21 protein-coding genes are annotated in these 20,895 nt (G+C 64.6%); 5 read left to right on the top strand and 16 right to left on the bottom strand.

Annotation, left to right across the window (positions count from 1 at the left end; genetic code table 11):
- The first annotated feature begins 2 nt into the window (after positions 1-2).
- Both AAFN84_RS20170 and AAFN84_RS20175 read left to right on the top strand, forming a co-directional pair.
- Positions 3-1,235, top strand: a complete 1,233-nt coding sequence (locus AAFN84_RS20170) for a Gfo/Idh/MocA family oxidoreductase (RefSeq protein ID WP_347516476.1) — start codon at positions 3-5, stop codon at positions 1,233-1,235.
- A gap of 9 nt (positions 1,236-1,244) precedes the next feature.
- A complete protein-coding gene (locus AAFN84_RS20175; RefSeq protein ID WP_347516477.1) occupies positions 1,245-2,129 on the top strand; it encodes a PfkB family carbohydrate kinase in 885 nt (294 codons plus the stop codon).
- Between the two features lie 119 nt (positions 2,130-2,248).
- On the opposite strand, the gene AAFN84_RS20180 is transcribed toward AAFN84_RS20175, so the two are convergent.
- The 10 genes from AAFN84_RS20180 to AAFN84_RS20225 form a co-directional block, all read right to left on the bottom strand.
- Complete coding sequence (locus AAFN84_RS20180; RefSeq protein ID WP_347516478.1) at positions 2,249-3,622, bottom strand: AMP-binding protein; 1,374 nt, start codon at positions 3,620-3,622, stop codon at positions 2,249-2,251.
- A gap of 12 nt (positions 3,623-3,634) precedes the next feature.
- On the bottom strand, positions 3,635-4,420 hold the full coding sequence (locus AAFN84_RS20185; RefSeq protein ID WP_347516479.1) for a GntR family transcriptional regulator: 786 nt from the start codon (positions 4,418-4,420) through the stop codon (positions 3,635-3,637).
- 125 nt (positions 4,421-4,545) lie between these two features.
- Positions 4,546-5,391: an amidohydrolase family protein gene (locus tag AAFN84_RS20190; RefSeq protein ID WP_347516480.1), complete on the bottom strand. Its 846-nt coding sequence runs from the start codon at positions 5,389-5,391 to the stop codon at positions 4,546-4,548.
- Positions 5,392-5,418: 27 nt separating this feature from the next.
- On the bottom strand, positions 5,419-6,189 hold the full coding sequence (locus AAFN84_RS20195) for an ABC transporter permease (protein WP_347516481.1): 771 nt from the start codon (positions 6,187-6,189) through the stop codon (positions 5,419-5,421).
- Between the two features lie 12 nt (positions 6,190-6,201).
- A complete protein-coding gene (locus AAFN84_RS20200; RefSeq protein WP_347516482.1) occupies positions 6,202-7,014 on the bottom strand; it encodes an ABC transporter ATP-binding protein in 813 nt (270 codons plus the stop codon).
- Positions 7,007-7,627, bottom strand: a complete 621-nt coding sequence (locus AAFN84_RS20205; protein WP_347516483.1) for a cysteine hydrolase — start codon at positions 7,625-7,627, stop codon at positions 7,007-7,009. Before AAFN84_RS20205 ends, AAFN84_RS20200 begins: the two co-directional genes overlap by 8 nt.
- Positions 7,620-8,645: an ABC transporter substrate-binding protein gene (locus AAFN84_RS20210; protein ID WP_347516484.1), complete on the bottom strand. Its 1,026-nt coding sequence runs from the start codon at positions 8,643-8,645 to the stop codon at positions 7,620-7,622. The genes AAFN84_RS20205 and AAFN84_RS20210 overlap by 8 nt, the downstream gene beginning before the upstream one ends.
- Before the next feature lie 41 nt (positions 8,646-8,686).
- Positions 8,687-9,532, bottom strand: a complete 846-nt coding sequence (locus AAFN84_RS20215; protein WP_347516485.1) for an acetoacetate decarboxylase family protein — start codon at positions 9,530-9,532, stop codon at positions 8,687-8,689.
- A 93-nt stretch (positions 9,533-9,625) separates the two neighbouring features.
- Positions 9,626-11,068 carry a class I adenylate-forming enzyme family protein gene (locus AAFN84_RS20220; RefSeq protein ID WP_347516486.1) on the bottom strand — a complete coding sequence of 481 codons (1,443 nt, stop codon included), beginning with the start codon at positions 11,066-11,068 and terminating at the stop codon, positions 9,626-9,628.
- Entirely contained in the window at positions 11,065-11,931 is an 867-nt protein-coding gene (locus tag AAFN84_RS20225) for an amidohydrolase family protein (RefSeq protein WP_347516487.1), read from the bottom strand. Before AAFN84_RS20225 ends, AAFN84_RS20220 begins: the two co-directional genes overlap by 4 nt.
- 92 nt (positions 11,932-12,023) lie before the next feature.
- Between AAFN84_RS20225 and AAFN84_RS20230 the strand changes: the two genes are divergently transcribed.
- Positions 12,024-12,956, top strand: coding sequence for a carbon-nitrogen hydrolase family protein (locus tag AAFN84_RS20230; protein WP_347516488.1), 933 nt, complete (start codon positions 12,024-12,026; stop codon positions 12,954-12,956).
- Between the two features lie 27 nt (positions 12,957-12,983).
- Here the strand turns inward: AAFN84_RS20230 and AAFN84_RS20235 are convergent, their stop codons facing one another.
- From AAFN84_RS20235 to AAFN84_RS20260, 6 genes are all read right to left on the bottom strand, one after another.
- Positions 12,984-13,703, bottom strand: a complete 720-nt coding sequence (locus AAFN84_RS20235; protein ID WP_347516489.1) for an ABC transporter ATP-binding protein — start codon at positions 13,701-13,703, stop codon at positions 12,984-12,986.
- Positions 13,704-13,707: 4 nt separating this feature from the next.
- Positions 13,708-14,460 (bottom strand): ABC transporter ATP-binding protein, encoded by a 753-nt coding sequence (locus AAFN84_RS20240; RefSeq protein ID WP_347516490.1) that lies wholly within the window; start codon positions 14,458-14,460, stop codon positions 13,708-13,710.
- Entirely contained in the window at positions 14,444-15,430 is a 987-nt protein-coding gene (locus tag AAFN84_RS20245; RefSeq protein WP_347516491.1) for a branched-chain amino acid ABC transporter permease, read from the bottom strand. Before AAFN84_RS20245 ends, AAFN84_RS20240 begins: the two co-directional genes overlap by 17 nt.
- A gap of 2 nt (positions 15,431-15,432) precedes the next feature.
- Positions 15,433-16,308 carry a branched-chain amino acid ABC transporter permease gene (locus AAFN84_RS20250; RefSeq protein WP_347516492.1) on the bottom strand — a complete coding sequence of 292 codons (876 nt, stop codon included), beginning with the start codon at positions 16,306-16,308 and terminating at the stop codon, positions 15,433-15,435.
- A 73-nt stretch (positions 16,309-16,381) separates the two neighbouring features.
- Complete coding sequence (locus tag AAFN84_RS20255; protein WP_347516493.1) at positions 16,382-17,539, bottom strand: ABC transporter substrate-binding protein; 1,158 nt, start codon at positions 17,537-17,539, stop codon at positions 16,382-16,384.
- 19 nt (positions 17,540-17,558) lie between these two features.
- Positions 17,559-18,419 (bottom strand): amidohydrolase family protein, encoded by an 861-nt coding sequence (locus AAFN84_RS20260; RefSeq protein ID WP_347516494.1) that lies wholly within the window; start codon positions 18,417-18,419, stop codon positions 17,559-17,561.
- Between the two features lie 72 nt (positions 18,420-18,491).
- Between AAFN84_RS20260 and AAFN84_RS20265 the strand changes: the two genes are divergently transcribed.
- On the top strand, positions 18,492-20,174 hold the full coding sequence (locus tag AAFN84_RS20265; RefSeq protein WP_347516495.1) for a thiamine pyrophosphate-requiring protein: 1,683 nt from the start codon (positions 18,492-18,494) through the stop codon (positions 20,172-20,174).
- A 21-nt stretch (positions 20,175-20,195) separates the two neighbouring features.
- A complete protein-coding gene (locus AAFN84_RS20270) occupies positions 20,196-20,891 on the top strand; it encodes a cysteine hydrolase (RefSeq protein ID WP_347516497.1) in 696 nt (231 codons plus the stop codon).
- Positions 20,892-20,895: the final 4 nt, after the last annotated feature.

The raw sequence follows: 20,895 nt of genomic DNA on the forward strand, positions 1-20,895 counted from the left end.
AAATGGTCAGGCAAACCTTGCGTGTCGGTTTCGTGGGATCGGGCTTCATCGCCCACTTCCACCTGAAATCGATGATCGGCGTGCGCAATGTCGAGGTGACGGGCGTCTACAGCCGCAGCGCGGAGAAGCGCCAGCGCTTTGCCGACGCCGTGGACGAGCTGGGGCTGGGCTCCTGCCGCAGCCATGAGAGCCTGCAAGCCCTGTTCGAGGCAGACGACGTCGACGCGATCTGGATCCTGTCTCCCAACGACACGCGTCTTGGCGTGATGCGCGAACTCCATGCCAGTGTGAAGGCTGGACGCAGCAAGGTGCTCGCCGTGGCCTGCGAGAAGCCTTTGGCGCGGACGGTGCGCGAGGCGCGCGAGATGGTGCGGCTGGTCGAGGATGCCGGCCTCAACCACGGCTATCTGGAGAACCAGGTGTTCTGCACGCCCGTGCTGCGCGGCAAGGAAATCATCTGGCGTCGCGCCGCTTCCGCGACCGGGCGCCCCTATCTCGCCCGTGCCGCCGAGGAGCATTCCGGACCGCACGAGCCTTGGTTCTGGCAGGGAGAGCGGCAGGGTGGCGGCGTGCTGTCGGACATGATGTGCCATTCGGTCGAGGTCGCCCGCCATTTGCTGACGGCGCCCGGCGCCAGGCGCGACACGCTCAAGGTCAAGGCGGTGAACGGCACGGTCGCGACGCTGAAGTGGACCCGGCCGCATTATTCCGACCAGCTCCGCGAGCGCTACGGCGCCGAGGTCGACTACCGCAATCGCCCGTCCGAGGATTTCGCCCGCGGCACGGTCGAGCTTGAAGACGAAGACGGCAATCCGCTGATGATCGAGGCGACGACGTCCTGGGCCTATGTCGGCGCGGGCCTGCGCATCCAGCTCGAACTGCTCGGGCCGGAATACGCGATGGAGTTCAATTCGCTCTCGACCGGTCTCAAGGTCTTCATGTCACGCCACGTGACCGGCTCTGAAGGCGAGGACCTCGTGGAAAAGCAGAATGCCGAGCAGGGCCTGATGCCGGTGCTGGAGGACGAAGCCGGCGTCTACGGCTATACGGACGAGAACCGCCACATGGTGGAATGCTTTCGCAAGGGCGAGACGCCGCTGGAGACCTTCCATGACGGACTTGCCGTCGTCGAGATCCTCATGGGCCTCTACATGTCGGCGGAGCTCGAACGCACGGTGCATTTCCCCGAACCGGCGCTCGAGGACTACGTGCCCGTCGTGGCGCGTCCGGCCTGAAGCCGAGCCATGACCCCGCCCCTGCTGGTTCTCGGCAACGTCAATGTCGACCTCGTACTGGGTCCGGTTGCCGGCTGGCCCGCGATCGGAACGGAAGTCGAGGTCGACCGTGCCGAGACCCGCGCGGGTGGATCGGCAGGCAATACCGCGCTCGCGCTTGCCGGCTTGAACGAACCGCACCTGCTAATCGCCTCGACCGGCGACGATCCGAACGGCGCGTTCCTGCGCGGAGAGTTTCGCGACGAGTGGTCCGACTGGATCATCGATCCGGGCCCGACGACGCTGACCGTGGGTATCGTGCATGAGGGCGGAGACCGCGCCTTCTTCACCACGCCCGGCCATCTCCAGCGCGCCGATGCAGCCACGCTGATGCGGCGGGTGCCGCCCGCTCCGCACGCGGGCGCGATTGCGATCCTGTCGGGCGGCCTGCTGATGCCGGATATCCGTGACGGGACGTCGTTCATCCTCGCCGAGCTGAAACGGCGCGGCTGGATGACGGCCATCGACCCGGGTTGGCCGCCGCAAGGCTGGAGCGAGGAGACACATGCGCTGATCGCCGACTGGCTGGCCGTCTCCGACTACGCGCTCATCAACGAGGAGGAGATGGCGGCATTGTCTCAGGGCAAGGGATCGTCCGTCGGATCGATGCGCCCGGATGCGGTGCTGGTAGTCAAGCGCGGGCCGGGTGGCGTCTCCGCGATCACCAACGGAGTGGAGATCACCGTCCCGGCCCCACAGGTCCGGGTCGTCGACACGGTGGGTGCGGGCGACACCTTCAACGCGGCGTTTCTCGCCGCGCGCGTGGCCGGCAAACCGCTTGATGAAGCCCTGGCCAGCGGCGTCGCCGTGGCCTCGCGGGCGGTCTCGACCTATCCGCGCCGATACACCGAGTGAGCTGGACTCAGGTGACGATCAGCAGCAGCACGTAGCGATCATCGCCAGATTGTCGACATTGCCGAGATATTCACGCGCGATCCCGCCGGCCGAGGCGATTGACGCTGACGGGGCTCCGGTCACTCCGGCTTCTTGCGAATATCGAGGATGGGCCTCGCCTTCCAGCCGCGATCGGCGAAGGCCGGATCGTCCGCAGCGACGATTTCGATGCTCGGCATCACGCCGATCGTGGACTTGACCCTGTCGGCCAGCCGCGGGGCGAGGTCGTCGCCGGCGTCGGAGCGAGGCAGAAGGCGGATCCGCAGCCGGTCCATCGACAGCGCGTCGGCTTCGTCCTGCTTGTCGACGATCGCCTGATAGTCGGCGATCCCCGCCTCGGAGGCGAGCATGTCGGCCAGCGCCTGCGGATTGATGAGCATGCCCCTGACCTTGAGGAAGCCGTCGCGACGCACCGGCACGCTGACGAGCCGTTCCGTCAGCGCGCCGCAATGGGGGCAACGGTCGCGGGTCAATCGCGCCGTATCGCCCAGAGCGTAGCGCAACATGGTGGTGCCACGTCGGTCGAGATGGGTCAGCAGGATCAGGCCTTCCTCGCCATCGGCCACCGGCGCATGGCTGTCCGGATCAACCGCCTCGAACAGGAATTGCAGTGGCGCGGGATTGTGATAGCCGGCGCCGGGGCGGCATTCGACCATTCCGCCCTGCATTTCGGTGGCGCCGTACGACACGCTGATCACGGGATCTGCCGCGCCGAGGCGTTTCAGGCGATCGACGAGGTCCTGCCGTGCCTCTTCGCCGAAGCCCTCGCCGGTCACGAAGACGAGCCGGACGGCCGGCAGGGCGACGCCCATCTCCTCTGCGCGTCCAAGCATCTTGCGGATGTAGGACGGAACGCCCCACAGGATCGTCGCATTCGAACGTCCCGCCAGCGTGCACACCGCGTCCATGCGGCTGCCGAGATCGGGGTGCCGGGCGCTCGGCGCCCCGGGCATGGCGGCGACGATCGGGATGTTGAACGCGGCCGCTGCGTTCATGGCGCGGGCAAACGCGCCGTGCGGATGGCGGGTCAGCGGAAAGAGGTTGAGGATCGAGTCGCTGTCCGTGACCCCGCGCAGCCGCAGCATGTTGCGATTGAGCGCCAGAATGTTGATGAAGTCGTACGAGGTCGACGTGAACGGTGTCGGGTCGCCCGTCGATCCCGTCGTGTACATCACGTCCCACACCACCCGCTCCTCGGCGTCGAAACCGGCAGGAAGCGACAGCGTGAAATCTGCGGGCCGGGCGACGAAATCCGTCTTGCCGGTGACCGGCAGCCGCACCAGATCGTCAATCCCGCCAATGTCCCGGCGGCCTATCCCCTTCTGCTCGAAAAGCTGGCGATAGTGCGGATGATACGCAAAGATGCGGTCGAGCGTTTCCGAAAATACCGCTTCGCGCGCCGCCTTCAACGCGGCCGCGCTGTCCAGGAAAAGATCGTCGCGCATCGCAGTCATCTGGTCGTCGTTTCACGGATGAGTGGCATTGGGGCTCCAGAGCGCCGCCTGTTCGCCTTCGACACGCGACATGCTCATCTGGTATTCGTAGATGTCGGGGCGATAGAGCGCGTGCAAATATTCCACCGGGCGGTCGTTCTGGTCGAACACCAGCCGCTTGACCCACAGAAGCGGTGATCCTGTCTCCACCTGCAGCAGCGGCGCGACCATCGTGTCGGCCAGCTTGGCGGAAACGGACTGGTCAGCGGCCGAAACCTTGATGCCGGCGCGCTCCATGAGCAGCAGCAGGGGCTTGTCGGACAGTTCCTGCTCGTCGCAATGCCGTCCGATCTCCTCGGGCAGATAGGTCGTCAGGTGCGAAAACGGGACGTTCTCGTGGAAGCGGACACGCACGGCCCGCTGCACGGTCGCCCCGATCTCGAGGCCAAGCTTCTGTGCCACATGGGACGGCGCTGGAACGTATCCGAACTCGATCAGCTTGACGCGCGTTCGCAGCCCCATGGCGAGCAGGTTCTCGAAGATGCCGCGCAGGTTCGCAGATATCGCCTGGGGGGCTACGGGAGCGCGGGCAAAGGTACCCCTGCCCCGCGAGCGGCTGACGAACCCCTCCTGCTTCAGCCTGTCCAGGGCGCGGCGAATCGTTATCCTGGACACCTGAAAGGTCTGCGACAGTTCATGTTCGGACGGGATCGGCTTTTCGCCGTGGTACTGCCCTTCCTCTATCTGTTGGCGCAGCACCACATAGACCTGGTGGTGCAAAGGGGTCACTGCATCATTCGGCAAACCGTCTCGGGCCACGTCTTCCTCCAGGCAAGTTGTTATAATGCTATGCCTTTTCACTTGTTCTATTGCAAGCACGGGACGAAGAAGCGGCCCTCTTTCCTCTTTTCATTGCAACACATCATGGCGCCATTGCCACGCGTTCACTGCGGCACGTCCAGTTTGAGGATGCGGATGGCGTTTTCGCCAAGCAGGCCGTCGAGCGCCTGCTGGGGAATGTCGAGCGCGCGTGCCTCGCCAAGCGACTGGGTGATGTTCTGCACCGGCCAGTCCGTGCCCCACATGACCTTTTTCATGCCGTCGAAATTCGCGAACCCGCGCTGCGCGATGTAGTCGACGAAGTGTTGCGACCATGTCGAAGGCGGATGCGCGTCGGCGATGATGTAGACGTTCTCGTGACCGATGGCGGCACTGGTCATTTCGTAGTCCATGGGCACCCCGATATGCAGCCCGATCAGTGTCAGTTCCGGGAAGTCGTAGGCGGCATCCTCGATCCATTGCGGGCGGGCACAGAGCTTGCCCCCCGAACGCGGCGACTGGCGGCCGACCTGCATCGTGATGGGCACGCCCAGTTCGCAGCATTTGGCGTAGATCGGCCAATAGGTCCGATCGTTTATCGGCACGCCGAACCAGTGCGGATAGACATGGACACCCTTGAAGCCGAGTTCGGTGACGGCACGCTCGATATAGCGCAGCGTCTCCATGCCGCCGAGCGGATCGATGCCGCACCACCCGAAGAAGCGATCGGGGTACTTCTGGAGCACGGGATAGACCTCGTCCACATGGGTGGCGAGCAGTTCGCCGCGCACGCCGTTCTGGACGACATTGGCGACGATGCCGGTCATCGCAACCCCGTTGCGGTCCATCTCCGCAATGCAGGCCTCCGGGTCCAGACCCTTCGCGGTGGACTTGTCGATGCCGAGCACGTCATAGAGCCTGAGCTGCGTATGCGGCTTGAAATTGACACTCACGTCGATGATGCGGGCCATGGGCGCTTCTCCTTGTGTTCGCGAAACTCAGTGCTGTCCGGCGACGGACTCGTGCCATGGCGTGACGTAGCGGCGCAGCATCACGACCAGGAAATAGAGGATCAGGCCCAGCGCTGTCAGCAGCATGATGACTCCGAACATGGCCTTCACGTCGAAGGCGTTCAGCGTCGCGACGGCCATGTAGCCAAGGCCCTGGCTGCCGCCGAGATATTCACCGACGATCGCGCCGATGGTGGCCAGCACGATGCCCACTTCCATCCCGGTGAGGATGAAGGGCAACGCGTTGGGAAGCTCGACGTCGCGGAAGGTGGCCCAGGCGCTCGCGTTGAGCGACTGCATCACATCGCGGTGGCCCCGCTCGACGGATTTGATACCCAGGATCGTGTTGGTCATGATCGGAAAGAAGGCGATGACCGCGGCGAGCACCACCTTGGACGTCATGCCGAAACCGAACCAGACGATGAACAGCGGTATGAGTGCGACCTTCGGCATCACCTGGAGGCCGACGATGAGCGGATTGAGCGTGCGTTCGAGCCACGGAATCTTGCCGAGCAGCGCACCGAACCCGATACCGACGACGACGGCGATGATGAAGCCGGCGACGGTCTCGAACAGGGTCACCCAGATGTGGCCGTAGGTTCGCGGCTGCGACAGCAGCAGCACGGTTGCATCCCATACTTCAAGCGGCGACGGCAGGATGAAGGGCGACACCTCGAACACCCGGACATAGAGATCCCAGATCAGCACGAGGGCGGCGAGCAGCAGCGGCGTGGCGATCCAGGCTGTGTGGCGTGACATGGCTCGGCGTCCTCAGGCGAATGAATCGAGCCGCTGGCGCAGTTCGAGTTCGTGTTTCTGGAATTCGGGAGTCGACTGGACGTAGATGCTGCGCGGCCTCTCGATGTCGATGCTGGTGAGGGTGTCCATGCGGCCGGGGCGCGGGGACAGCAGCAACACCCTGTCGGCGAGAAACACCGCCTCGCGGATCGAATGGGTCACCAGGATCACCGTGCAGCCGCTCTCGATCCAGATGCGCTGCAGTTCGAGGTTCATCTGGTCGCGCGTCATCGCGTCCAGCGCACCGAACGGCTCGTCCATCAGCAGGATCTGCGGCTTGCAGCTCAATGCGCGCGCGATTGCCGCGCGCTGGCGCATGCCGCCCGAAAGCTCGCGCGGCCAGCGCTTCTCGAAGCCCTTGATGCCGACCAGCTCGCAGAGTTCGCCAGCCCGCCTCCGACGCTCCGCTTTTGGAACGCCGCGCAGCTTCAGCGGCAGGGCGATGTTGTCCTCGATCGTCATCCACGGGAACAGGTTGGCGTCCTGGAACACCACGCCCAGCTCCTGCATGACGGCGTCGTTGCGCTCCCGCCCGTTCCAGAGCTGCTGCCCGCTGACCTCTACGGAGCCACCCGTCGACCTCAAGAGGCCCGCGATGATCCGAAGCAGCGTGGTCTTGCCGCAGCCGGAGGGGCCGAGCAGGACGAGAAACTCTCCCTGCGCGATCTCGAGGTTGACATCTGTCAACGCCAGCACGTCGATATCGCGCGTCTTGTAGCGCTGCGCGATGTCGGTCAGCCTGATCTTGGCCGGCTTTTCGACCGGTTGCGGCGTGTCTTCAGCCATCTGAGTTGGTCCGTATGAGATGTCGTGCGCCAGCACAGTCGATGATCCTTGCAAATCCGAACTCCATTGCCTCAAGCGAGGCCTGATGCCGCGCGACGTCGAAATCGGCGCAGGCATCGGCGACCACATGGGTCTCGAAGTCCCGCTGGCCGAGATCGCGCACCGTGCTCTCGACGCACATCGACGTGGTCACCCCGCAGACCAGCACGCGCTGGTAGCCGCCGGCGCGAAGCAAGCCCTCCAACTCCGTGCCGACGAGCGCCGAAAAGCGCGGCTTGTCGATGACGATGTCCGCCTCGTGCGGCGTGACCACGTCGGACAACAACTCGTCGCCGCTGCCACGCCGCAGCGCGCCAATGCGTGCGAGATTGGGCCGTATGGTGCGGATCAGTTCGCCTCCATCGGAATAGTCCTGTGCAAACACCATTCGCGTCCAGATGATCGTGACGCCATGATCCCTGAGATCACGTGCGAGTGCGTCGGAAGTCTGCGCCGCGTGGCGCAGACCATCGATCGGCCGTCCCTGCCTCGCCATCGAACCGTGGGCATCGCAGAACGACACCTGCGGGTCGACGACGACGAGGGCGGTGCGTGGTCCGCCGTCCTTAGCCAAAGGCGAGCTGGCGAGCGCTGTCGTCGTGGAAGTTCTGGTCCGCCGTCTCTTCGATCAGACCTGCCTTCAACATCAGCGCGTAGGCCGATTCCCAGCTCTCCGGATTGGTGGCGAGCTTGTCGGCATATGGCGCTTCGTACTTGGCCAGCGTGTGCTTGAGCACGGCAAGCCCCTTGTCGGGACGATTGGCTTCGAAGACGTCGTACTTCGCGGTCATCTCCTCGATGATCGGTGCGAGATCGTCGGATTCCAGCAATATGCCGAGCGTCTCGTGGACCGAAGACAGGAAGCTGGCGATCAGCTCGCCGCTCTCTTCCAACTGCGCCTTCGACGTCATGTAGACCTGGCCGGGGCACGGCGCGAATTCGTCCGTCGACCAGGCGACGACCGGCTGCTCGTCCACCTCGAGCTGGAACACGGTGTCGCTGGTGGCGATGAAGCCCGCGATACGGCCCTGCTTGACCAGCTCGAAGGCTGCCGGCGCATTGCCGACGACTTCACGCGACACGTCGTCCTTGGGGATGTCGCGCGCGGCCAGCATCATGTCCAGAATGTTCTCGGTCGCACCGGCCGCCGAAACGATACCGATCGTCTTTCCGGCCATGTCTTCGGGTGTCTCGATGGCCGCGTCCTGCGCGCTGATCATGTAGAAGATGTCGCGCTGGTAGATGTCGCCGACGGCAACGATCGACGGATCTGTCGCGTAGGCCTTGATCAGATCGGTGCCGCCGGTGCGCGAGATCAGCGCGTTGCCGGCCGTCACCTGCTGCACCGCCATGGACGAGCCGCGGCCGCCTTCGATGGTAACGTTGAGACCGTGCTTGGCGAAAATGCCGCCAACATCGGCATACATCGTCTCGACGAAGGAGATCAGGTAGCCGAACGGCGTCAGGTACGTGATGTTCGTCAGATCCTGCGCGCGCGCGGCGGAGCCCAGGAGCCCCGGCACCATGGCGCCGGCGGCGAGCGCTTGCGCGCCAACGAGGAATTTGCGGCGGTTCGTGATGAGCTTGTTCATTGGTCGACCCTCTTTCGGTTCTTGTGTTTCGACCCGCGGGTTCAGCCTGCGGTATAGTCTTTTAGAAGGCGGGCTTGTCGATCGGTGGTCCAGCCACGCTGGTAGGCGTAGCCTCCCGTAATCTCGACCTTGCCCAGGAGATCGAGATCCTCGTCCTCGGCGTCGCCGAAGCTCAGCATGCCCGCACCCTGCTTGATGCCACTCATCGATACGTTGGAGAAACCGAGTTCGAAGAGCTGCTCGATGTCGGGCACGTCGGGCGCCGGCGATGCGATATAGCGATACAGGAACGTCGAGGCGGCATGACCCGGCAAGGCGTCGATGGCATCTCCGCCGTCTTCGAACGTGACCGCTATGTCGAGGACGCGCCGGCCGTAGCGTGACACCGTGCCCCCGAGCGTATGGGTCTTTTCGTCAAAGGCCGGGTTGGTGGCCTGATGCCTGGTCCGGTCGATCGTGCCCAGCCGCTTGCCCCAGCCGAAGATCGCGCCCATGCCCAGGGACCAGTCCCGGTCGACCCAGACCAGCGCGCTGTAGCGGCCGATCCTGTCGCCGAAGCGGCAATAGAAGCCGAGCACGCACTCATTGTAGGACGACCGGCTCGGGTCGCGCCACATCTGCTCCGGATTGGACGCGCTGACCTTGGCCATCTCGGCGATCATCACCCAGCCCTCGCCGGTATCGAGCGGCTCGAGATCCGGCGGCAGGAGATTGGCGATCGCCGAGGGCTCGGCGCGGAACGTCACGTGCAGTGCTTCGCAGCTTATGTGGTGCGGCAACGGTTCGACAAGCGAGCTCCGCCCCGTCGACGAGCGCGGCCAGGATTGGCCCATCCATGGTCGCGCCGTGGTCGTCGTCGAGGCCTGAGCCCGCTTGTCCTGGTTCATTGGGTCTCGCTCAATTGGTCTATAGGCATAACATTATGCAAAAGCCGCCGCGCATCAAGCGGATTCTTCAGCCTCCCAGGGCCCAAGGACCCGCTACGGCAGACGCAACGCCGCCTTCAGCACCTTGCCGGCGCTGTTGCGCGGCAGTTCGTCCACGAAGACGAACGCCTCGGGTACCTTGTAGGGCGCAAGCCTTGCCGCGCACCACGACCCGAGCTCATGGCCCTCGAGGGGCGCGCGCGCGACGACGAACGCAGCCACCGCTTCTCCCAGGCGTGCCGAGGCGGCGCCGACCACGGCGGCCTCGGACACCATCGGATGCTCACGCAGCACCTGCTCGATCTCTGCGGGATAGATGTTGATGCCGCCGCGGATGATGACATCCTTGCGCCGGCCCCGCAGTTCGACATGGCCACCGGCATCGATCGCGGCCAGATCCCCCGGATAGAACCAGCCATCCCGAAAGGGGCTCTCTTCGTCGTCGCTCTCACCGAAATACCCGCTGGCCACGCCCGGCCCGCGGTAGCGCAACTGCCCCACCGCGCCTGCCGGAAGACGCTCGTGCGTGTCGGAGACGCACTGGACCTCGACACCGAAGACCGGCCGCCCGACCGAATTCGGGCTGCTGGTCCGCGTCTGCGGCGTCGCCAGCGAGATGCCCCCACCCTCCGTCGAAGCGTAATATTCGACGAAATTGTCGTTGAGCGTCGCGGATATGGCGTGGCGTTCGTCGGGATCGAGCGGCGCGCCGCTCGAGATCAGCAGGCGCAGGCGTCGAATTGCGCCTTTGACGGAATCGTCCGCTTCCAGGAGCTTGCGCAACTGTGTCGGCACCAGGAAGGTGCTCGTCGCCGAGACACGCTCCAGTTCCGCCGTCAGCGCCGGCGCGTCGAAGGGCGGCGGGAAAAGCACCACCGTTCCCCCTGAAAACAGGATCGACATGGCGAAGGTGCGCCCGCCGCCAAAATAGAGCGGCGTGGCGGAGACGTAGCGATCGGTGCTGTTGAGACCGAGATTGATCCAGTGTGTCCAGAACCTGCGCAGCATCTGCTGGTGCGTGATGCAGGGACCCTTCGGCCGTCCCGTTGTCCCTGAAGACAGCGACAGCAGTAGCGGCAGGTTTTCGCCCGCGGCCGGCGCTGGCGCATCCCAACCAGAAGCCGGTTCAGGCAGAGCGTCCATGGTGCAAAGGGCAAGCGCGCCGAGCGGTTCCTGCTCTGGCAGGACGATCACCAGCCGAGCGCGGAAGTGGCCGGCCACCGCCGTCTTTTCCGCTTCCGTCCAGCGCCAGTCCATCGGGAGGATGATCGCACCCATCCGCGCCAGCGCGTAGTTCGCGGCCAGGTGGTCGATCGAATCCTTGAGACAAACGCCGACAATGTCGCCGCGCCGTATTCCCGCCGCCGCCAGCCGGCCCGACAGCCTGGTCACAGACTGCGCGAAAGCCGCGTAGCCGATGGTGGTTTCGCCGGCAATGATCGCGGCATGGTCGGGCCTTGCCGCGGCATGGATGTCGAGCGCTTCGGCGAGGTTCATGCCTGCCGGTCCAGCCCGTAGAGGCGCATGGCGTTGTCGCGCAAGAGCTTGCGCCTGGATGCTGGGCGCAGTTGCAGCTCGTCGATCTGGCGCATGGTCTCGCCGAAATCCAGGACGGGAAAATCGGTCCCGAAAATCACCTTATCCTGGCCGTAGGTGTTGATGTAGTTGACGAAGGATTGTGGCCAGTAGCGGGGCGCGTGGGCGTCCGATCCGATGTAGACATTGGCATGCTTCCACGCCATCGCGATCATCTCGTCGGTCCACGGAATGCCGATATGGATGCCGACGATCTTCAGTTCGGGAAAGTCGCAGGCGATGGTGTCGAGCGTGATCGGTCGGCCCACGCTGCGGCGCGGGAAGCTTTTGTCGTAGATCAGCGACTGGCCGACCTGCATCTGGATCGGCACGTCCAGCTCGACGCATTTTGCGTAGAACGGATAGTAGCGCGCATGGTCCGGCGCGAGCTCGAACCAGTGCGGATAGAGATGCGCGCCGATGAAGCCATCTTCCTTGACCGCTGTCTCAAGCGCCCTCACGCCGTTCATGCCTTCCGTGGGATCGATGCCGGCCAGCGCGAGGAAACGATCGGGATACCGGGCAACTGCCTCGGCAATCAGCCCGTAGGGAACGTGGTAGCATGCGCGGTGGCCGGCAGAGCCGACCTTCGCGGCGATCAGCATCGAGCGCTCGATGTTGGCCTCGTCCATGCGCCGCAGCATCTCTTCCAGCGATATGCCTTCGAAGGTGCCCCGGTCGACCTTGACCTTGGAGGTGTAGAACTCCTCGCGGTCCGGACGCCCGGCGAGCGCCTCCTTCGTCCAGATGTTCACCACCGCGTCGATCGCGCCGTAATCTTCCATCGCATACCTGTTCCGTCAGCTCTTATTGTTATATCAATGCATCATATAGGCGGCAAAGCCGCAAGAGGCTGGCAAGCAGGGGAAGCGGAAGAATGCGCAAATCGGTCGTCGCGGCAGCCCACGCATCGTCAATCATGCTCGACAAGCGTGCTTCGCTGGCCAAGGCCTGCGAGATCGTGCGCGAGGCCGGACGGTCCGGGGTTGAGCTCCTGTGCTTTCCCGAAACCTATCTTCCAGGCTTCCCCTACTGGATCAATCTCTACACGCCGGCCCAGCAGCACGGCATCTATGTCGGTTACGCCGACCAGTCGGTGGACCTCTCAGGAGACGAGTTGAAGCCGCTTTGCGCCGCCGCCGCCGAGGCCGGGACCGCGGTGGTGATGGGCCTGAGCGAACGCGCCGGCGGCACGATGTACAACACCCAGGTGTTCATCGCCCGCGACGGTGCGATGCTGGGCAAGCACCGCAAGCTTCAGCCGACCTATGCCGAACGGATGATCTGGTCGCAGGGCGATGGCTCGACGCTCGACGTGCATGACATGGCGGGCGCGCGCGTCGGCGCGCTGATCTGCTACGAGCACATGCTGAACCTGGCGCGCCAGGCGCTGATCGAACAGGACATGGAAATCCACTGCGCGAGCTGGCCGACCTTCGCCTCGAGCCGCAATGCGCGCGCGTCGAGCTATGACCAGAGCGTCGAGGTTCTGATGCGCGCGCACGCGATTACCGGCCAGTGTCACGTGATCGTGGCACAGAACCCGGTGACTCAGCAGAACGTCGACGCGATCAACACGGCGATGGGACCGAACGACGTGCTTGGCGTCGGCGGCGGGTGGTCGGCGATCATCGGCCCGACGGGCGAGTTCGTCGCCGCGCCGCATATCGGGCTGGAAGAAAAGCTGGTGATAGCCGAGATCGACCTCGAGGCGAACCGGCGCGCCAAGGTGCTGGCCGACACGGCGGGGCACTATTCGCGCCCGGAGGTTCTCTCGCTGACGATAGACAGGCGGCAGTTCCGGCGCTGAACGAGAAACGCGACCGGCTTCCGCGACCTAGCCGCGCACGCCCATGTAGAGCCGAGACACGCGTTCGTCGGCGATCAAGGCGCTCGCGCTGTCCTTGATCCGCACCTGACCCAGCTCGAGCACGTAGCCGCGGTCGGATGCTTCCAGCGCCCTCTTGACGTTCTGTTCGACCATGAGGATCGCCTTGCCGGCTTCCGCAAGGCGGCGCGCGGTCGAGAAGACGAGGTCCACCATTTTCGGGGCGAGGCCGATCGAGGGCTCGTCGAGCATCACGACCTTGGGATCCATGATCAGTGTGCGGGCGATCTCCAGCATGCGCTGTTCGCCACCCGACAGGCTGGCGGCGAATTCGCCGCGCCGCTCCTTGAGGATCGGGAACATCTCCTCGACCCTGTCAGTGCGCTCCTGCAGCAGCTTCTGGTCCTTGAGAAGGTAGCCGCCCATCCGCAGATTTTCCGCGATGGTCAGCTTGGGAAAGACGCTGTGATGCTGGGGAATGTAGGCGAGCCCGACGGTCAGCATGCGAAAGGGGCTTACCTGGAATATGTCCTGCCCGTCGAGCAGCACCTCTCCTTCGCGCACCGGCGCCATGTTGAAGAGGCTCTTGAGGATGGTGGACTTGCCGGCTCCGTTCTGGCCGATGATCGTGACGATCTCGCCCGCCTCGACGTCGAGATCGACGCCATCGACGATCAGCCTTCCGCCGCCATAGCCGCCCTTGAGGCCGCGCACCTTGAGCATGGTCATGAGCTTATCCCAGATAGGCGTCGATGACGCTCTTGTCGGACTGCACCCGGTCGGGCGCGCCTTGCGTCAGCACCCTGCCCTGATGCATGACGACGATCTCGCTCGCCAGCGACATGATAAATTCCATGTTGTGCTCGACGATCAGGAACACGATCCTGGTCTCCTCGTAGATCTCCACCAGGAAGTCGCGAAGGGTGTTGAGAAGGGTCGGGTTGATGCCCGAGGCCGGCTCGTCGAGAAGCAGGATGCGCGGCTTCGACATCAGGCAGGAGACGATTTCCAGAAGGCGCCGCTGGCCGTATGACAGCGCGCCGGCGGGTTCGTCGGCGTAGCGTTCCAGGTTGATCAGCCGAAGCAGGCGACGCGCCTCGGCCTCGGCTGCCCTGCGGGCCTTGCCGCTGCGGGTCAGGGCCTGCACCACCTCGCCTCCCAGCCGCTTGTCCTGGGCGGCGAAGAGGACGTTGTCGAGGCATGTCTCCTCCGGCAGCACGCGGCATTCCTGGAAGGTCCGGGCAAGCCCCTCGCGGGCGAGCCGGTAGGGCTTCATTCCGTCGATGCGCTGCGAATGGAACCGGACCTCTCCGGCATTCGGAATCTGCCGGCCGCAGATGATGTCGAACATCGTCGTCTTGCCCGCGCCATTCGGCCCGATAAGGCCGTAAATGCCGGGCTGGCCAAGCGAGAACGACGCGCCGTCCACGGCCTGGATGCCACCGAAATTCTTCGAGATCCCGGAGACTTCAAGTATGGGCGACAACGGCCTTCTCCCTGTTGGACAGCTTCGTGTAGGCGGCCTCGGTCAGCCCGCAGATGCCGCGCGGGGCGAAACGGGCGAGCAGCAGCAGCACGAAGCCGAAGAAGATCAGACGCAACTCGCTCGCGACGCGCAGGAACTCCGGCAGCGCCACGAAGGTGATCGCGCCGATGATCGGGCCGATGAGATAGCCAGCGCCGCCAAGAATGAGCATCATGATCAGATTGATGCTTTCCTGCAGTTCGAAAGACAGGGGCGCCGCCGCCCGCAGGAACAGCACCTTCATTGCGCCGCCGACGCCGGCGATCGCGGCCGACAGCACGAAGGCGAAAAGCTTGTGCGCGAATACGTTGACGCCGCGCGCCGCAGCCAGTGACTCGTCCTGCCGCACGGATGACAGCGAACGTCCGAAATCCGACCGCACCAGGACGTATTGCAGCAGGAAGACCAGGGCCGTGACAGTGAAGACGAGAAGATAGAACCCCGTCAGCGAGCGGAACTCGACCTCGAAGGCGCCGATGGCGAAGCCTTCCGGACGCGGAATGCCGGGCAGTCCCTCGGCGCCGCCGGTCAGCGCGTCGAGATTGTTGAACAGCGTGTACATGATCATGCCCACGGCAAGGGTGACCACGATGAAGAAATGGCTGCGCAGGCGCAGGCAGGGTATGCCGACAACCAGCCCGATGAGACCGGCCGCGCCGGCGCCCGCAAGCAGCGAGGGCACGAAGGGCACGCCGAAATCCTTCATCAGCACCGCGGTGGTGTAGGCACCCACGCCGGCAAAACCCATATGGCCGAGCGAGACCAGTCCCGTGTAGCCATAGAGCAGGTTCATGCCGATGGCGGGGATGGCGTAGCACAGGGCCAGCGTCAGCACGTACAGGATGTAGGGCTGGCTGCCGAAGATCAGCGGTGCCAGCGCGCCCAGGACGAACAATGCCAGTCCGGCGATCGCGGACAGGGAGAGCTTCATGGTCAATGCTCCCCGCGCACGCGGACACCGAAGATGCCCCACGGCCGCACCAGCAGCATGAGGATGAGGGCGCCGAAGACGATCGTGTCGCGATAGTCGGTGGGGATCACCAGCGTGGAAAGCGATTCCAGAATACCGATCCCGAGACCGCCGACGATCGCGCCGGGCACACTGCCCATGCCGCCGATGATGATGGCCGACAGCGCCTTCAGCATCGGCGCATCGCCCATCTGCGGGAAGATCAGGAACAGCGGTCCAAGCAGCGCACCCCCAAGTCCTGCCAGCGCGCATGCGATCATGAAGGTGAGCGTGTAGACCCGGTTGGGGTCTATGCCCACGACCACTGCGGCCTCGGGATGCTGGCTGGTGGCGCGCATCGCCGTACCCAGGCGGGTGCGGGTCAGGAACAGATAGAGGACCGTCACCGCCAAGGCCACGACGCCGATGATGACGAAGTGCTGCACGGTGAACGAGAGTTGGCCGACGCGCACCAGCGCGTCGACGCTCGCCGGACGCATCTGCAGCGCATGCGGTCCCCACAACTGCACGACACCGTTCTGGATGATCAGTATCAGGCCCAGCGATGCGACGATCTGCATGCGCAGGTTGTCGCGTAGCTGCCGGAATATCAGCCTCTCGAGCACCATGCCGATGAGGGCGAGCGATGCCATCGAGCACAGGATGGCCAGCGGATAACTGCCCGTGAGGTTGAAGAAATACAGGTGCGCCATGTAGCCGCCCACCATGAACAGCACGCCATGCGCGAAGTTCAGGACATGCATGACGCCGTAGATCAACACCATGCCGAGCGCCATGAGAACATAGATCGAGCCCATCATCGCGCCGTTGATGAACTGTTCGAGAATGGCGGTCGCCATGCCGGCTCCGAGTGTGAGAGCTGTCAGGATAGGCCGCGCCTTGAAGGCGGCGCGGCCTCATGAACGGTCCGGATCAGCCGGCGCCGCAATCGGCGACCATCTCGGCCGGGAAGATGACCTTGCGGTCTCCGCCCTCGCACCACTCGGTCATGTAGACGGGCGGCGATGCCTGGCCCTGCTCGTCGAACGAGATCGGCCCGATGACGCCTTCGAACGAAAGTTCAGCAAGCGCATCGCGCACCGCAGCGCCGTCGGTGGTGGTGCCGGCTGCCTTCATCGCCTCGACGGCGGCAAAGACGGCGTCATAGGACTGTGCGGCGAAGCCGTGCGATTCCTCGCCGAACTTGGCCGAATACGCGTCGCTGAACGCCTTGATGCGCTCCAGCGGCGCGTTCGGCGGAAACGAATTGTACTGCACCATGCCGTTGAGATAGTCGGCGTTCAGGCGGTCGAGGAAACGGTTGGAGCCCATGGCCAGCGTGCCGATGAGCTGCACGTCCAGTCCCGCGTCGCGGAGCTGCCTGATGGCGAGCGCGCCCGGCTCCTCATCCATCAAGAGCATGACGGACTTGGCACCCGAATTGCGGATGTTGGTGACGTGGTTCGAGAAGTCGACCTCGCCGACATTGAAGTAGCCGACATAACCGATCTCGTAGTCTTCCGGCAGCAGCGCCTGCATGCCGTTGACCCCGCCGCGACCTGCGTCGTTGTTCCAGGCGATGAAGGCGAGCGGCTCGGCATCGATCGTCTGGACGTAGTCCGCCAGCGCCCTGTTGAGCTGCCCGTTATGCGCGTTGATGCGGAAGAAGTACGGGTTATCCTGCTCCGTCAGGTTCGATGCGGTCGGAACCGTGATGATCAGCGGAACCTGCATGTCCTGCGCGATCGGGGCCTCCGCGGCGGCGACCGGGCTGCACAGTTCGCCGAGCACGATCGGCACCTGGTCGACCGTGGCAAGGCGCTGCATCGCCGATGCACCTTCGGCCGCGTTGCATCGCGTGTCGTAGACCTGCAGTTCGAGCTTGTAGGTCGTCCCGTCGACCTCGAAGCCGCCCTGCTCGTTGATGGTTTCCACGGCCAGATTGAAGCCGTTCATCTGGAACTTGCCGGGAGCGGCAAGTGGCCCCGTCTCGGCGGTGACGATGCCGATCGTCACTGTTTCTTCCTGGGCGTACGCTGCCTGCGCACAAAGCGCGGCGGCAAGCGCGGCCGGTATGGTTAGCCTTCGCATGATTTGCTCCGTGTTCCCGTTATTTTTCCAACCCATAGACGCGCAACGCATTGTCCCGGAGGAACAGGCGCCGCGCATCTTCCCGAAGGCCGAGACCGTCGATCTCGTCCATGGTTCGCTTGAAGGCCAGCACCGGATAGTCGGTGCCGAACATCACTTTGTGCCGGCCGTAGGTGTTGATGTAGTGGATGAACGGCTCGGGCCAGTATTTCGGGCTGTGCGCGTCCGAGCCGATGAAGACGTTCTCGTGCTTCCAGGCCATCGCGATCATCTCGTCGGTCCACGGGATGCCGATATGGATGCCGATCAGCTTCAGCTCGGGAAAATCACAGGCGATGTCGTCGAGGAGGATCGGCCGCGCAACGCTGCGCAGCGGTCGCTTGTCGTAGTAGACCAGCGACTGGCCGACCTGCATCTGGATGGGAATGCCAAGTTCGACGCACTTGGCGTAGAACGGATAGTATTTGCGGTGGTTGGGCTCCAGCTCGAACCAGTGCGGATAGGTGTGTGCGCCGATGAACCCCATGTCGCGCACGGCGCGTTCGAGGCGGCGCACGCCTTCCATGCCTTCCGTGGGATCGACCCCGGCAAGGCCCGAAAACCGGTCTGGATGGGCGGCGACCGCCTCCGCTATCCATTCATACGGCATGTGCCAGGCGCCGGGCGTGCCCTCCTGCCCGAGCTTGCAGGCGATCAGGAACGAGCGTTCGATGCCGGCCTCGTCCATCTGCCGGATCATGTCTTCATGGCTGACGGATGCGACGTCCGCCTCGGCACGGCCGATCTTCCCGGTATGGAACGTGCGTGTCCAGGCGGGGCGCGACGCGACGATCTGCGGCGTCAGCGGATTGACCACTATGTCGATGGCCTTGAATGACATTTCGTTGTCGCCTCCGGCTTCCCTCTGATATATTGTTATGTGAATAATACTAATCTGGCAAGGATATCGCGGATGGAATTTGCGCCTGAAACCGTAGGGGAAGCGTGGCTCAGACTGCTCAAGGCACGCGGCGTCGATTTCCTGTTCGCGAACGCTGGAACCGACTTCCCGTCGATTGTCGAGGGCATCGCGCGTGCGGAGCAACTGGGCATCGACATTCCACGCCCGGTCCTGTGTGGGCATGAGAACGCCGCCGTTTCGATGGCGCATGGACATGCCATGGTATCGGGCCGGGCGCAGGCGGCGATGGTGCATGTCAATGTAGGCACCGCCAACGCGCTGAACGGCGTCATCAACGCCGACCGGGACTATGTGCCTCTGCTTCTGGCGGCTGGACGCACCCCTTTCCTGGAATCCGGCGAAGCGGGCGCACGGTCGCTGAACATTCACTGGGCCCAGGAGATGTTCGACCAGGCGGGAATGGTGCGCGAAAGCGTGCGCTGGGACTACGAATTGAAGGACCCGCGCCTGCTCGTGCACGCAACGGACCGCGCGCTGGCGCTCGCCCATTCAGACCCGGGGGGGCCCGTCTACCTGACCCTGCCGCGCGAATTGCTGGCGATGGAACCTGCCGGCGACGAAATCGACGCGCCGCCGCTGCTGGCGCCGGCTCGTCTCGGCGCGCCCGATCCCGCCGATATCGCCAGAGCCGTACAGGCACTTCTGGCCGCGAAGTCGCCGCTGATCGTCACCGCGCGGGCCGGCGTCGACAAGACCGTCCCCGCGCTCCTGTCTAAACTCGCCGCGCGGCTCGGCGCGCCCGTCGTCGAATACCGTCCGCGTCATCTCAGCCTGTCCAGCGAGGATGCGTACCATGGCGGGTTCGAGGTTTCGCCCTGGCTGGCGGAGGCCGATGTCGTGCTGGTGCTCGAATGCGATGTGCCATGGATGCCGGGCAGCGACGGCACCCATCCAGGGCTGACGGTGATCCAGGCAGGCATCGACCCGCTGCAGGCCCGCTACCCGCTGCGGGGGTTCCGGTCGGATCTCACGATACGCGCTGCGCCGCGCCTGTTCATCCAGTCGATGCTGGATGAGCTCGGCAGTGGTGAGCCGCCGGCACGCGCGGCGGCAATGCGTGATCGCTGCCTTGCAATGCGACAGGCCGCGCGTGAGGCAGGCACCCAGATGCCGCGCCAGATGACGATGGCCTGGGCGTCGGCCTGTCTGGACCGTGCGCGCGCACAGGGCTCGATCCTCGTCAACGAATATCCGCTGGTGCGTTCGGTGATGACCACGACGGAGCCGGGCGAGTTCTACGGCAGTTCGCCAGCCGGCGGCCTCGGCTGGGGGCTGCCCGCAGCGCTCGGGGCTAAACTCGCCGCGCCCGACCGCGAGGTGATCGCGGCGGTGGGCGACGGCAGCCACCTTTTCGCCAACCCCATCGCCTGTCATCAGATCGCGGCGGCGGAGAACATTCCGATCCTGGTGATGATATTCAACAATGCCGGCTGGGGCGCGGTCGCGCGCGCGACGCGGGCAATGTATCCCGACGGATATGCGACGCGGGCCAACCGCATGCCCCTGACGCGCTTCGAACCGGTGCCAGACTTTGCCGCGGTCGCCCGCGCCTGCGGCTGCTGGGGAGACACGGTGGACGATCCGGCCTCGCTGCCGGACGCACTGGACCGCGCCTTTGCCGAAATACGCGCCAATGGCCGCTGCGCCGTGCTCGACGTGCGCTGTGCCGGCTGACCAATCCAACGGAGCACCATGATGTCGCAAACGTCTGATCCACTGCCGATGCACCCCGCCCTGCCGGCTTCCGTCATCGAGGCGGCCGCCGCGCGGCGCGGCAGGCCGCATGTGTTCGATACGATCGAGGCCGCGAAAAGCGCCCTCGTGGTGATCGACCTGCAACGCGCCTTCATGGACGCGGGCGCGCCCTCGGAAGTGCCGCAGTCCCGAACCATCGTGCCCAACGTCAACCGGCTTGCCGCCGCCATGCGCGAGGCGGGCGGGCGCGTGGTCTGGATACGGGCCACCTTCGACAAAGCGGGCTGGCCGAACTTCTTCGACTACATGGTCAACCCGCAATTGTCCGGGCGCATCCTGGACGCGCTTCAGGACGGCGCGGAGATGCACGCGCTGTATGACGGCCTCGACGTCCAGGACGGCGACATGGTCATCAACAAATACCGCCTGTCGGCATTCCTGCCGGGCACCAGCAACCTGCCGATCCTGCTGCGAACGGCCGGCATCGACACCGTGCTGATCGCCGGCTGCATGACGAATGTGTGTTGCGACAGTTCCGCGCGCGACGCCGTGATGACGGATTTCAAGACGATCATGATCGAGGATGCCAACGCAACGCGCACCGACGAGGCGCACATCGCGGCGCTGACGACATTCCTGCAGAGCTTCGGTGATGTGCGCCGCACCGACGAGATCGTGGCAATGCTCTCGGTCTGAGACC

It is taken from the genome of Mesorhizobium sp. CAU 1741, assembly GCF_039839275.1.
Lineage (GTDB): Bacteria > Pseudomonadota > Alphaproteobacteria > Rhizobiales > Rhizobiaceae > Aerobium.

Excerpts from the sequence above, each read along its gene's own strand:
- AAFN84_RS20170 (WP_347516476.1), top strand. The coding sequence starts at position 3 with ATGGTCAGGCAAACCTTGCGTGTCGGTTTCGTGGGATCGGGCTTCATC.
- AAFN84_RS20175 (WP_347516477.1), top strand. The coding sequence starts at position 1,245 with ATGACCCCGCCCCTGCTGGTTCTCGGCAACGTCAATGTCGACCTCGTA.
- AAFN84_RS20180 (WP_347516478.1), bottom strand. The coding sequence starts at position 3,622 with ATGACTGCGATGCGCGACGATCTTTTCCTGGACAGCGCGGCCGCGTTG.
- AAFN84_RS20190 (WP_347516480.1), bottom strand. The coding sequence starts at position 5,391 with ATGGCCCGCATCATCGACGTGAGTGTCAATTTCAAGCCGCATACGCAG.
- AAFN84_RS20195 (WP_347516481.1), bottom strand. The coding sequence starts at position 6,189 with ATGTCACGCCACACAGCCTGGATCGCCACGCCGCTGCTGCTCGCCGCC.
- AAFN84_RS20200 (WP_347516482.1), bottom strand. The coding sequence starts at position 7,014 with ATGGCTGAAGACACGCCGCAACCGGTCGAAAAGCCGGCCAAGATCAGG.
- AAFN84_RS20210 (WP_347516484.1), bottom strand. The coding sequence starts at position 8,645 with ATGAACAAGCTCATCACGAACCGCCGCAAATTCCTCGTTGGCGCGCAA.
- AAFN84_RS20215 (WP_347516485.1), bottom strand. The coding sequence starts at position 9,532 with ATGAACCAGGACAAGCGGGCTCAGGCCTCGACGACGACCACGGCGCGA.
- AAFN84_RS20220 (WP_347516486.1), bottom strand. The coding sequence starts at position 11,068 with ATGAACCTCGCCGAAGCGCTCGACATCCATGCCGCGGCAAGGCCCGAC.
- AAFN84_RS20225 (WP_347516487.1), bottom strand. The coding sequence starts at position 11,931 with ATGGAAGATTACGGCGCGATCGACGCGGTGGTGAACATCTGGACGAAG.
- AAFN84_RS20230 (WP_347516488.1), top strand. The coding sequence starts at position 12,024 with ATGCGCAAATCGGTCGTCGCGGCAGCCCACGCATCGTCAATCATGCTC.
- AAFN84_RS20235 (WP_347516489.1), bottom strand. The coding sequence starts at position 13,703 with ATGACCATGCTCAAGGTGCGCGGCCTCAAGGGCGGCTATGGCGGCGGA.
- AAFN84_RS20245 (WP_347516491.1), bottom strand. The coding sequence starts at position 15,430 with ATGAAGCTCTCCCTGTCCGCGATCGCCGGACTGGCATTGTTCGTCCTG.
- AAFN84_RS20250 (WP_347516492.1), bottom strand. The coding sequence starts at position 16,308 with ATGGCGACCGCCATTCTCGAACAGTTCATCAACGGCGCGATGATGGGC.
- AAFN84_RS20255 (WP_347516493.1), bottom strand. The coding sequence starts at position 17,539 with ATGCGAAGGCTAACCATACCGGCCGCGCTTGCCGCCGCGCTTTGTGCG.
- AAFN84_RS20260 (WP_347516494.1), bottom strand. The coding sequence starts at position 18,419 with ATGTCATTCAAGGCCATCGACATAGTGGTCAATCCGCTGACGCCGCAG.
- AAFN84_RS20265 (WP_347516495.1), top strand. The coding sequence starts at position 18,492 with ATGGAATTTGCGCCTGAAACCGTAGGGGAAGCGTGGCTCAGACTGCTC.
- AAFN84_RS20270 (WP_347516497.1), top strand. The coding sequence starts at position 20,196 with ATGTCGCAAACGTCTGATCCACTGCCGATGCACCCCGCCCTGCCGGCT.